We start from the raw sequence: 13,968 nt of genomic DNA on the forward strand, positions 1-13,968 counted from the left end.
TCAGCTTAAATGAGATTAAAAAAATTAAACTTATAAACTTCAATAATATGAATCGCACAATAGTGACACTTAATTTTTCTCCTATAAAAAAGCTACTATTTATAGCCTTATTCTTATTTACGATTTTTTGCCAATCACAAACTAAGATTGCCCCTATTTTTAATGATCATATGGTGTTACAATGTAATACTGAGGTTCAAATTTGGGGAAAAGACTCTCCTAAGACTACCATAGAAATTACAGGAAGTTGGGGGGCAAAGATAAATACCAAAACAGACAAGAATGGAAAATGGAAAACAACATTAAAAACTAAAAAAGCAGGAGGTCCTTATACACTTACAGTAAAAGGTACTGAAACTATAATTCTTAAAAACATTCTTTTAGGAGAAGTTTGGCTATGCGGCGGACAATCTAACATGGCAATGGCTCTTAAAGGAGGCCCTGGACAACATATTGAAGGTAGCAATAAAGCAATCTTAAAAAGCAAAAACTCTAACATCCGCTTTTTTACTGTTCCAGATACAGTTAGCTCTACTCCTTTAGACAACTGTAAAGGAACTTGGAAACTATCTAATCCAGAAACATCTGCAAATTTTAGTGCGGTTGCTTATTCATTTGGTAAAATGCTTCATGAACATTTAAATGTTCCTATTGGTTTAATATCAAGTAATGTTGGAGGCACACCTGCGCAAGCTTGGACATCTAAAGAAATAATAACCTCTGAGTTTCCTGAGTTTACCAAGGACTTAAAAAAAGAATACAATACAAAAACTGCAACGAGCCTGTATAATGGTATGATTAACCCCTTAATACCCTTTACTATAAAAGGCACAATATGGTATCAAGGAGAAGGTAACAGATGGAACCCCGAGCAATATTCTAGGCTATTTCCTGCAATGATTAAAAACTGGAGAGATAAATGGAAACAAGGAGACTTTCCTTTTTATTTTGTTCAATTAGCTCCTTTTGGAAACAATATAGACGGTTGGGTAGGAATACAGCTAGCCCAATTAAAAACTATGTTAACTGTACCAAATACCGGAATGGCAGTAATAAACGATATTGGTTACAAAACCAGAATTCATCCTCCAAAAAAGATACAAGTAGGGGAACGCTTGGCCTATTGGGCTTTAGCAAAAGATTATAATGTTACTGGTATTGTTCATTCGGGTCCTGTTTATAAATCTATGAAAATAGAAGCCAGTAAAATAGTCTTGCAATTTAAAGAAGCCCCATTAGGAATTACAAGTCTAGGAAAACCTTTAAATAATTTTGAAGTTGCTGGTGAAGATGGCATATTTTATTCTGCAGAAGCAAAAATCATAGAAAAAGGAAAAAAATTAGAAGTCTGGAGTGATAGTGTTATAAATCCAAAAAATGTACGCTATGCATGGAAAAGCTATGTAGAAGGAAGTCTGTTCAATACTGCAGGACTACCTGCTTCTGCCTTTAGCACCCAAAACTGGGAAGAAGTATTTAAAAAATAAACATCAAAAAAATAACAAGAATTATTTATATCCTTAAACATATGCCACTAAAAAACGTTTACTTAAAATCATTTTATTTTACTTTAATTGGATGCATGATTATCTCCTGTTCGGAGCAATCAAAAAAAGAACCCAAACAAGAAGCAACAATCAGTAAAGAAAGCACAAGTAACTTTCCTTTTTTTATTCCTGAAGAAAAGCCTAACATTCCCTTAAGTGTGGCAATGGAAAGAAATTATGACAAATATATGTCTGCAAGACCAGACCATAATGAGTTATACACACAATTTAAATATACAGAGCTAAAAGGTTTTGATTATAATAATAATGATGGCACTATATCTCGCCGTGATCCATCAAAAGTTATTTTAGAAAATGGAAAATACTATGTCTGGTATACGCATAGAGATACTAAAACTGCTCCTGTAGGTGGTAAAAACGCACATTTATCTACAGATGAAATACCTTCAGCGGACTGGGATTTAGCAGATATTTTTTATGCTACCTCTAAAGATGGTTTCACTTGGGAAGAGCAAGGTGTTGCTGTTCCTAGACCTCCTAAACCAAATGTTGGTTGGCGCTCAGTAACAACTACTGATATCCTTAAATGGAAAGGAAAGTATTATTTATATTATCAAGGTTTTAGTGAAGCTAGTGGCAAAAGTGGTGGGGACAATTGCCCTGTTGCCGTTTCTTATGCAGACTCTCCTGATGGTCCTTGGACAGCGGCAAATAAAGTTGTAATTCCAAATGGTGCGGAAGGTGAATGGGACCAATATTCTATTCATGATCCTTATCCTCTTGTTCATAATGGAAAAATATACTTATACTATAAATCTGATTTTGATCGCAATCCAAAATTAAGTCGCATGCATGGTCTTGCTATTGCAGACAATCCTTTAGGGCCCTTTAAAAAGCATAATTTAAACCCTATCATGACTTCTGGGCATGAGACAACCTTATTCCCTTTTAAAGAAGGAGTAGCAGCATTAGCTATACGAGATGGCATGGAACATAATACAATACAATATGCAAAGGATTGGGTAAATTTTGAAATTGCTTCTATTGTAGAATTAATGCCAGATGCTGGAGGGCCTTTTGTTCCAGATGCCTTTACTAATACTACTAATGGGAGAGGTATTACTTGGGGAATATCTCATTTTACAAATGCGGCTGGAAATTATAAACAAAACCACGCAATTTTAACTCGTTTTGATTGCGATTTAAGCCTAGATGTAGATGACCAAGAAATGAAAAGATCATACATTCTTTATTCCCCAAAGGAACACTACAAACACGGCCTAAATAAGAAGCAAAAAAATCGGATTAATAATGAAAATAAAAAATTAATGGAGTAATATTTCTAACAAAGACTAACCTATCTTAAAATGAAAAAAATAAACTTTTCTTTATTACTTACCATACTACTTATACAATCTAGTATGGCACAAATAACAGTTTGGAATTCTTCAAAATTAAATAAAAACATTATTTCATCTCAATGGGAAGTGAATGACATTTTGTATACCGTAAACGAAAATATAACTAACCCATTCAGTGAAAGTATTTTTGCTATTGTAAAGGAGGAACAAGAGGAACAAAGAATTCCTTTATTTTACAATGACAATAACCAATGGGTATTTAGATATTCTAGCTCTAGAATCGGTAAAAAAAAATATATTTTAGAATCTAGCATTAAAGAGCTTAATGGTAAAAAAGGGAAGATTACAATAACCGAAAACAAGAAAAAAGAAAGACACGGTGGTATTGTAAAAAAAGAAAATGATCCAAGACATTTTTATTATGAAGACGGATCGCACTATTTTAATCTAGCATTTGAGTGCGATTGGTTATTTGCATTAGACTATGGGCAAAAAGAAATTCCTAAAACGGAACATCTATTAGGTTTAATAAACAAAAACGGGTTTAACCAAGTAGTCATGAACGTTTATGCCTACGACCCAGATTTAGATTGGGTTAAGGATAAAAGACTAAAAGAAAACCCGCAACATGATTATGGGGCTCGAGAAGATATATTTCCATTCTTAGGTTCTAATTCAGAACCGGACTACAGTGCCTTGAATATTGATTTTTTTAAACATTTTGATAAGGTAATTGCAGAAATGCATAATAAAGAAATAGTGAGTCATTTAATGATTTACGTATGGAATAAGCGCGTTGCATGGCCAGAAGCAGGTTCTAAAGCTGATAACATGTACTATGACCATATAATTAAACGTTATCAAGCATTTCCAAATATTATTTGGGATGTATCTAAGGAAGCAACAAATAAAATTGCCGTTTCTCAAAATAAAAACATAGTACAACACATTGAAGAGCGAATTACACGAACTAGAAAACTAGATGCATATAATCGTTTATTATCTGTACACGCTTATAGTTTTTGCAAAAATCATAAAGACGATGTAGATTTTATTTCTACACAAGATTGGAAACTATCACTTCATCAAAGCATGATGAATGTCTATAAACTTTTTCCAGACAAACCTGTTTTTAACATTGAACATGGGGGTTATGAAAAATCTCCTTATTCTGTTTTCCCTGGAGGATATGAAAGCCCAGAAGAATGTTTAAGAAGAAATTATATGTGCCTATTTGCAGGAGTATACACTACTTATTATTGGCAAGCGGCTTCATGGAATGCAATTATTCACAATCCGTTTGAGCAAAATGACGATTTTATAAAACCTAATTTTGCTTATTTTAAGCATATGCGGAAATTATTTAATCAAGTAAACTATGAGAATTTTAAACCAGTTACAAAATATAATCCAAGGTCATACACTCTAGTTAATAATAAAGAAGGTGTTCTTATGCAATACTTTCCTAAAGAAGTACATAGTGATGATATAAAAAGACATTTAGACACGGAGTTTAATTATGAGAACGCAACTAAAAAATGGTTTAATACTATTACTGGCGAGTTTACTAAAGAAGTAAAATTAGAGTTTAAACATAAATACGGCTTTTGGGATTATAGACCTTGGAGAAATAAAGCGGATGCTATTCTTATAATTAAAAATATAACCCCAAAAACTAACAAATAATATTAAAAAAATGCTTACTAGAACTCTTATATTTCTTTTTACAATAAGTTCATTTACAATATGTTGTTCTCAAAACAAAAAACGCAAAAAAAACCTAATTCCAAAACAAGCTAATAACTTTGTAGAAATTTACAAACCAGACGGAGATATCTTTTTTGGCCCAGATACTAAAGAACTTAAAGAGGGTAAATTTTATGAAAGATGGATTCCTAACGACCATACTTTTGTAAAAGCTGAGGATGGTAAATGGCATATTTTTGGAATTACCCACCCATATACAGACCCCAAGTTAGGTAATATTCATCAAGGCGAATTTGCTTCTTTCCATGCTATATCTTCTGTAACCAATTTTAAAGAATCTATAGCAGTAGATCATTATGCCGATTTACCAAAAATACTCCCACCAAAAGAACGTCCTGGAGAAATAACAGCTAACCATGCTCCTTATATTTTAAAAAAAGACAAACTATATTATATGGTTTATGGTCATAGTCCTATACGGTTAGCTACCTCTCCTGACTTATATACATGGACTCCAAAAGGAGAACTATTTAAGGAAGAAAAAGGAGCAAGAGACCCAAATTTGTTACTGCATAATGGAACGTATTATATGTCATATTGTTCTGAAAAATGTGTTAGAATGAGGACTTCTAAAGATTTAATAAACTGGAGCAAGGCAGAAACTATTTTAGTAACTAATGAATTTGACCCAGAATCGCCTACGGTTATTTTTCATAATAACGCATTCTATTTGTTTGTATGCTCCTGGAAAAAAGGACAATGGGATAAAGTTAGTTTAATGGGAGCATATACCCACGATGCTCATGTATATTTATCTTATGATTTAAAAGACTTTGGATCGGATAATGAAAAAGAAATAGCAATCTTAAATGCCCATGCGCCAGAAATATTTCAAGGTGAAGATAGTCAGTGGTATATTTCCAGTGTTGTATGGCCAAACTATGGCGTTAATGTTGATAAACTAGAATGGGTAGAAAAAGAATAAAAACTTCTCTAGACTTACTGTTTTATCTTAAATTAAATTTAAGATTCTGTAAAAACAAAATCTACTTTTTTTAATCAAAAACCATTTGTTTTAACTACTTGTTAATTAAGAAAAACTTAGTTAACACCCATAAAATGGATATAATGACAGGAAACAGGGCCTAATTTTATAAATATTCTTATTCTATAAAAAATTACACCAGAAACCATTTGTTATCCATTTTTAAATATCTGTTTCCCAAAATCAATAATTTCAAAAATATATTTGTCATACAACATACAAATTGTTTAACTAACTTAAACTCGAAATGCTTATGAAATTAGTAAAGTTTATTAAAAAGAAATGCCAACCGCGCACTTTTCTACTTGCACTATTTTGGATTGCAAGCTCATCATTGGGACTTGCACAAGATAGTACAATTAGCGGAACGGTTAATGACAACACAGGGCAACCACTACCAGGTGCCAATGTTTTGGTAAAAGGAACTACCAATGGAACACAAACAGATTTTGATGGTAATTTTACACTTAATGCTCCAAGTAATGGGACAATATCTGTAAGTTATATTGGATTTGTAACCCAAGATGTAGCAATTAACAACCAATCCACTTTTACAATAACCCTAGAAGAAGATGCTAGCCAACTTGATGAGGTTGTTGTTGTTGGTTATGGTTCGCAAAAGAAATCAGATTTAACTGGTGCTGTAGCAAGCGTAGGTAGTAAAGATATTGACAAATATACTTATACGAGTGCTGCAAATGCCTTACAAGGAAGAATGGCTGGTGTTAGAGTACAATCAAGTGGTGGTGCTCCTAACGGTAGCCCAAATATTGTTATTAGAGGAAGTGGAACACTATCAGATGCAGGACCACTTTATGTAATAGATGGTATGATTACTGGAAATATGAATACACTTAACCCTGCCGATATTGAATCTATATCTGTCTTAAAAGATGCTTCCGCAAGTGCAATTTATGGTTCTCGTGCAGCAAACGGAGTTGTAATTGTAACGACTAAAAAAGGGCGCGACGGAAACGTTAGTATCGATTTTGAAACTAGTGTTGGTGTAAATAAAGCTATCAATGAATTAAATTGGGCGAATGCTAGGCAATATGCTGATATTGTAAATATGGCGAATGATAATGACGGGTTACCAAGATATCCTGCTAACGATACGCAGTTTGACCCAAACTACTCCAGTGATTTGTACGGAGAGTCATTACGTAGCGCCACTGTTATAAATACAAGTCTTAGATTGTCAGGAGGTTCAGAAAATTTAAGATATAGTCTTTCCATGAATAATTTTGATAATGAAGGTGTTGTTAGGTATTCAGATTTTAAAAGAACTACAATTAGATCAAATGTTAATTTCTCAAAAGGAAAGTTTAAATTGGATAATACTATTGGTTTAAATAAAACAGTTAATAATCCAAACCCTTATTTTGGTAAGGAAAGGAATATGGTTCCAACTATTCGTTTAAGAGATAATGAAGGTAATTGGAGTGTAGATGATAGAGCTGTTAGAGGTATAACCGATACATTTAGTAACTTTTACGGTGTAAGTACAAATAATACCAGACATGAACTTGCGGAAGCAGCTTTAGAAGATAGAACTATTACTAGATACACTGCTATTGGAAATATAGCGGCTTCATATGAGTTTTTTGATGGACTTACCTATAAAATTAATGGAGGGTTAGAATATTATTCTGACAATAATTATAAGTTTACGCCAACGTATCCACTAATCCCAAACAATAGTGGTGGTTTTGATTATCAAAATACTGCTGGAGGTTTAAGAGAAACTAATACAAATTTTATCTCAACATTATTAGAGCATACTTTAAATTATAAGAAAACTTTTGGAAAGCATACAGTTGATTTATTAGGTGGTTTTTCAGAGCAAATTAATAAATCAAGATCTTTAGGTATAGTAGCCACAGGTTTTGTTGATGAAAACGTAAGAGTAGCTTCTGCTGCCAGCAACTTGGAACAAGCACCACAGCAAGATAGAACAAGTTCACTTCAGTCTTATTTTGGAAGATTCAATTACAATTTTGATGACCGCTATTTGTTAACTGCTACGCTTCGTAGAGATGGTTCTTCATTATTTAGAAAAGAATTACAATGGGGTACCTTTCCATCTTTTGCAGTAGGTTGGAATATTAGTAATGAAAAGTTTATGGAAGATGTAACTTCAATTACTGATATAAAACTTAGAGGAAGTTATGGGGAAATAGGTTCTAATAATGTAGCAATATATTCTATAGATCCATCACTAAACTTATTTAGTACATATGTTCTTGGTACAGGGGATCAGCAAAGAGTTGATGGTTATGCTATTACAAATGGTGTAAATGCAAATATTATTTGGGAGACAACAAAAACGACAGATGTAGGATTAGAATTTAGACTTTTAGATAGTAGATTAGGAGTTACTTTAGATTATTTTATAAAAGATTCTGAAGATGTATTAGTAAGTTTAGACCCGGCTTTTTACACTGGATTTGGTAATACTATTCCAGAGAATTCAGCAAGTATTAGGAATAAAGGTTTTGAATTCACAGCCAATTATTCAGGTAATGTTGGAGAATTGGGATTCAATGTTTCGGCTAATTTTTCTACTTTAAATAATGAAGTAACCTCATTAGGAGCTAGAGGAACTCCAGTTATTGCAGGATCTTTCACATCAAATACTATCAACTCAACAAAAACGGATATAGGTCATCCAATTTCTTCATTCTTTGGTTATATCGTTGATGGAATTTACCAAACGGATGCTGAGGCTGCTGCAGCTAATGATACTGGAGGAAACCAAGTAGCTGGTGATTTAAAATTCAAAGATATTGCGGGCCCTGATGGTAGTGCTCCTGATGGTATGATTGATGAGAATGATCAAACATTTATAGGGAACCCAACTCCTGATTTTGAATATGGAATTAACTTAGCTTTAGATTATAAAAACTTTGATTTAAACCTATTTTTTAATGGAGTTTCTGGAAATGAAATATTAAATGGATCTAAGTATAGAGGAATTTTTGATACAGATGGAAACTATTTAACGGATGCTTTAAACGCATGGACACCATCAAACACAGACACTAACATTCCTAGAATGACACAATTAGACCAAGGTAATAATAGAAGAATGTCTACATTTTATTTAGAAAATGGTTCTTTTTTCCGTTTAGCAAATGCTCAAATAGGATATTCTATTCCAAATCAAATTCTGGATAAAATAAATGTTAGTAAGATAAGATTATTTGTTTCTGCTACCAACTTGTTTACTATTACTGATTACACAGGATATTATCCAGAGGTAGGAAACAATAGCCGTACAGGTTCTGTTAGATTATTTAACTCAGGGGTTGATGAGGCCGCTTATCCAACACCAAGAACATTTCAGGCTGGTTTACAGGTGTCGTTTTAACATAAAAAAATAATTATGAAAAAAATAAATATAAAATTATCAATTACTACTATGTTTTTTCTAAGCATAGTAGGTATTGTGAATATTAATTGTTCTGATGATGTATTAGAACAAGTGAACCCTAATGTTATTACGCCATCGGGCTTTTGGAAAACACCAGAAGATGCTAAAAAAGGCATAATAGGAGCGTATGCACCATTTACAAATATCTGGTATTATACTAGATTTGAAATTTTTACAAGTGATTATAGAGATGATTTAGTAAATGGGTTTAATGTGTCTGAAAGAACTGCTGTTGGTCGTTTTGGTGGTACACCAGGTGCTAATGGAACTATATGGGTTTGGAGAGCAATGTTTCAAGGTGTAAATAGAGCAAATGAAGTTATTTTTCATGTGCCTAACATAGATATGAATGCAACAGATAGAGATAATATAGTAGGTGAAGGTTATTTCATAAGAGGATTTAATTATTTCAACTTATTAAATAACTGGCTAAATGTTCCTTTGATTACATCTCCTATTTCAGAAATTGAAAAGCCTAGTGAAATCCTTCAAGCACCACCGGCAGATGTTTGGGCTCAAGTTGAGGCAGATTTAAAGCAAGCTCAACAATTATTACCTGCGTCATGGCCTGATAGTGAATTAGGTAGAGTAACATCTGGAGCAGCAACAGGAATGTTAGGAAAAGTGTATTTATATCAAGGAAAATATGCGGAAGCTAAAGCTGAGTTTTCGAAAATCATGAATAGCAGTTATGAGCTTATGGATAATTATGCTCATAATTTTACTGAGGAATTTGAAAACAATAAAGAATCATTATTTGAAATTCAATTTACAGCAGATGGTATAAATGGTTGGGGAGCTGATAATGCAAACTCAAGAAAAGCTGCTGCATACACTATGGATTTAGCACCAAAAGGATTTACTGGTCAAGATGGTTTTAGAATAAATAATTGGGCTTTGGATCTCTTTTTAGATGAAAGAACAATTAATAATGAGATAGACCCTAGAGCATATACTACCTTGTTTTGGGATAATGATGAAACAACTACTTATGAAGGTAACGTATTAGCTTCAAGGACATATGAAAATAAAACTTGGGATGAAGCTTACCCTAGTGGAGATACAAATGTTTATGCTAATAAATTCTTAGATTGGGAATATAAAGGTTTTAGCGCAGCAAGTTTTAACAATTCTGGCAACAATTTCAGAGTATTGAGATATGCAGATGTTTTATTAATGTACGCTGAAGCAGAATTTATGTTAAACGGGTCTACTCAATCAGCTTTAGATGCAATTAATGAGGTAAGAGAAAGGGTAGACATGCCTGCTTTTACTACAATTACGATGCAAGAAATAGAAGAAGAGAGAATAAAGGAATTGAGTTTAGAAAAAACAAGGTACTATGATTTGTTACGTTGGGATAAAGTAAAATCTAGAATTGTAGATAATTCGGAATTTAAATCAGAAAGTGGAGGTACAAGTGCTTATCAAGAAGGAAGAGAATATATTGCTATTCCACAAAACGAATTAGATAGAAACCTAAATTTTAAACAAAATCCAGGTTACTAATAATCGAGAGTTAGTAATTATAATAGGAACCGTTTAACAGCGGTTCCTTTTTAATTATATTTATATTTAGCTATGAAAAAGATAATTATACCTTTTATTATTTTATTTATAGTTTTTTCTTGCACTAAAGAAAGCACTATAAATAAGCAATTTATAGCGCTAGACAATACTAAATCTGGTGTAAATTTCTCTAACAATATAGTAGAGAATGATACTTTAAACTACTTCTCTTTTCCATATTTATACCTTGGAGCTGGAGTATCTGTTGGAGATATTAATAATGACGGATTATCCGACATTTATTTTACAGGCAACCTTACCCCTAATAAATTATATCTTAATAAAGGTAATTTACAATTTGAAGACATTACAGAAAGAGCCGGTGTTGCAGGAGATAATAGATGGTATTCTGGAACTACAATGGCCGATGTAAATAATGATGGCTTTCTTGATATTTATTTAAGTGTTTCTGGTAAGTTTAACACCACAGCAAACCAACTGTTTATTAATAATGGGGACAATACTTTTACAGAAAAAGCTGCCGAATATGGTATTGCTGATGAAAGTATTTCTATACAATCTACTTTTTTTGATTATGATAATGATGGTCTCTTAGACCTTTTTGTTGCTAACTATCCAAATGTTTTAGTAAGCATGGGCAATCGTTATTATAAAAACAAAATGAATCTTAATGCTCATGAAGATTCTGGGCACTTATACAAAAACAACGGAGACGGAACATTCTCTGATATTACCCAGAAATCTGGGGTTCAAAATTTTGGCTTAACATTAGGTTTAGTAGCCTCTGATTTTAATAATGATGGCTTCAAAGATTTATATTTAAGTAATGATTTTAATGTGCCAGACTATTTATATCAAAATAATGGCGATGGTACATTTACTGAAATTTCCGAAAAAACTGTAAAACACACCTCTATGTTTGGTATGGGGTTAGATGTTAATGATTTTAATAATGATGGTTTAGCAGATATTCTTCAGGTAGATATGACTCCATCAGATTATAAGCGCTCTAAAACCAATATGGCTAGTATGAGCCCTGAGACTTTTTATGAATCTGTTGCTTTAGGTTTTAATCACCAATACATGCAAAATTCTTTGCAATTAAACAACGGTATTTCTAGTAATAACACCCCTGTTTTTAGTGAACTTTCTAGATTTTCTAACATGTCTAACACAGACTGGAGTTGGGGAGCCTTGTTTGCAGATTTTGATAATGATGGGTGGAAAGATGTTTTTATATCTAACGGCGTAAAAAGAGATGTAAATAATAACGATGTAAACGTAAAATATAAGTCTGAAAACATCTTTGGAGAAAATAAAAATAAAGACTTTAGACTAATGCCTAGTACCCCTATTGGCAACTTTGCTTTTGCTAATAATAAAAATCTTTCTTTTTCTAACGTAAGTAAAGAATGGGGATTAGATACGCCAGGGTTTTCTAATGGTTTTGCCTACGCAGATCTAGATTTAGATGGTGATTTAGATTTGATTATAAATAATTTAGACACCCCAGCAACTATCTATGAGAATAAAAATAGTAATACTAGTAATTATCTAAGAATACAACTTCAGGGAACAAAAAATAATCCATTTGCTTTGGGAGCAAAGGTTATTATTAATGAAAATAGGGCAAAACAAAGTCAAGAATTAACCCTAACAAGAGGATATCAATCCAGTGTTGAACCCATTGTACATTTTGGTTTAGGAGAATCTAAAGAAAAAAATACTATTAAAGTTATTTGGCCCAATGGAAAAATACAAGTTCTAGAAAATGTAACTCCAAATCAGCTTCTTCTAGTAAAATATGATTCGCTAAAAAATACTTTTATACCTGAGGCTAAAAAGAAAAATAATTTTGTAGATATTTCTAATAAAATTACACCAAGTTTTAAACACAATGAAGATGTTTATGATGATTTTAAAACAGAACCTTTATTACCTCACAGATATTCTCAACTAGGAGCAAAAACAGCAGTAGGAGATGTAAATTCAGACGGATTAGAAGATTTTTTTATTGGTAATGCAAAGGGGAGTTCTGGTGCTATGTATATTCAAAATAAAAATGGAGAATTTACATTAGAAACTGGTCCCTGGGAACAAGATTCACAATATGAAGATACTGGCGTATTACTTTTTGATGCCGACAATGATAAAGATTTAGATTTATATATTGTAAATGGCGGTAACCATACTTCTATCAGCCCAGATTACTACCAAGACAGACTTTATATAAACACTCCTACTGGTTTTATAAAAAGCACAAGAACACTTCCCAAGATAACCGCTAGCGGACAGGAAGTTATTAGTGCAGATTACGATAATGACGGAGATTTAGATTTGTTTATAGGAGGAAGAGTTGTACCAGGAAAATATCCATTTCCTGCAGAAAGTTATATTCTAAGAAATGATGGCGGTAAAGATTTAGAAGCAAGATTTACAAATATTACAAGTAAAATAGCACCTGAACTTTCTAAACCAGGAATGGTCACTTCTGCTATTTGGGATGATTTTGACAATGACAATAAAATAGACCTAATAATAACCGGAGAATGGATGCCTATAAGGTTCTTTAAAAACAATGGGGAGATTTTTAAAGAAGTAACAAATGATTTAGGCTTCACGAACACCACAGGGTGGTGGTATAGCTTACAAAAAGTAGATATTGATGCAGATGGTGATATGGATTATTTTGCAGGAAACCTTGGACTAAACTATAAGTATAAGGCCAGTAAAAAAGCCCCTTTTGAGGTATTCGCAAATGATTTTGACGAAAATGGAAGTATGGATATTGTTTTAAGCTATAAAAAATACGGAACACAATTACCTTTACGAGGAAGAGAATGTTCCTCGCAACAAGTGCCTGCTATAAAAAAAAGATTTGAAACTTTTGAGTCTTTCGCAAACGCAGATTTAAATGATATATATGGAAAAAAAATGCTGGAGTCCTCTTTACACTATCAAGCGCAAACCTTTGCTCACCAATGGATAGAAAATTTGGGAGACGGCAACTATAAAACTCATAAACTTCCAAATAGAGCGCAGACTTCTTCTATAAATAAATTTCATATTTTTGACTATAATGGAGATAAATATCCCGATGTTATATTGGCAGGTAATTTATACCAATCTGAAGTAGAAACCCCCCGTAATGATGCTAGTATAGGATTAATTCTTATAGGAAATGCAAAAGGCTACTCTATTGTTTTACCCGAAGAAAGTGGTTTATTCTTAGGCGGAGATATTAGAGATATTACTTCTATTAAAGTAGCTGCTGATGAAAAATCATCTTTTTTAATAGCAAAAAACAATCAAAATTTACAATTGTTAAACCATAACTAATGGTATTAAAAAAATAAAGTAAAAATGAGAAAAGTAAAATTTGTA

General features: G+C 32.5%; 7 protein-coding genes. All 7 read left to right on the forward strand.

The genetic code is table 11. The annotated features are described in order from the left end of the window. The first annotated feature begins 47 nt into the window (after nucleotides 1-47). The 7 genes from CLV91_RS02180 (at nucleotide 48) to CLV91_RS02210 (ending at nucleotide 13,923) form a co-directional block, all read left to right on the forward strand. Complete coding sequence (locus CLV91_RS02180; protein ID WP_170146686.1) at nucleotides 48-1,487, forward strand: sialate O-acetylesterase; 1,440 nt, start codon at nucleotides 48-50, stop codon at nucleotides 1,485-1,487. Between the two features lie 95 nt (nucleotides 1,488-1,582). Next, nucleotides 1,583-2,845: a glycoside hydrolase family 117 protein gene (locus tag CLV91_RS02185; RefSeq protein WP_121063523.1), complete on the forward strand. Its 1,263-nt coding sequence runs from the start codon at nucleotides 1,583-1,585 to the stop codon at nucleotides 2,843-2,845. Nucleotides 2,846-2,875: 30 nt separating this feature from the next. Beyond that, the gene (locus CLV91_RS02190) at nucleotides 2,876-4,555 is read left to right on the forward strand and encodes an apiosidase-like domain-containing protein (RefSeq protein ID WP_121063524.1); all 1,680 of its coding nucleotides are present in this window, start codon (nucleotides 2,876-2,878) and stop codon (nucleotides 4,553-4,555) included. A gap of 10 nt (nucleotides 4,556-4,565) precedes the next feature. Next, the gene (locus CLV91_RS02195; protein ID WP_121063526.1) at nucleotides 4,566-5,561 is read left to right on the forward strand and encodes a family 43 glycosylhydrolase; all 996 of its coding nucleotides are present in this window, start codon (nucleotides 4,566-4,568) and stop codon (nucleotides 5,559-5,561) included. Between the two features lie 313 nt (nucleotides 5,562-5,874). After that, complete coding sequence (locus CLV91_RS02200) at nucleotides 5,875-8,991, forward strand: SusC/RagA family TonB-linked outer membrane protein (protein ID WP_121063529.1); 3,117 nt, start codon at nucleotides 5,875-5,877, stop codon at nucleotides 8,989-8,991. Nucleotides 8,992-9,006: 15 nt separating this feature from the next. Then, entirely contained in the window at nucleotides 9,007-10,563 is a 1,557-nt protein-coding gene (locus tag CLV91_RS02205; protein ID WP_121063531.1) for a RagB/SusD family nutrient uptake outer membrane protein, read from the forward strand. Between the two features lie 72 nt (nucleotides 10,564-10,635). Continuing rightward, the gene (locus CLV91_RS02210) at nucleotides 10,636-13,923 is read left to right on the forward strand and encodes a VCBS repeat-containing protein (protein WP_121063533.1); all 3,288 of its coding nucleotides are present in this window, start codon (nucleotides 10,636-10,638) and stop codon (nucleotides 13,921-13,923) included. The last annotated feature ends 45 nt before the right edge of the window (nucleotides 13,924-13,968 follow it).

Source organism: Maribacter vaceletii (assembly GCF_003634105.1).
In the GTDB taxonomy this organism is placed as follows: Bacteria; Bacteroidota; Bacteroidia; order Flavobacteriales; family Flavobacteriaceae; genus Maribacter_B; species Maribacter_B vaceletii.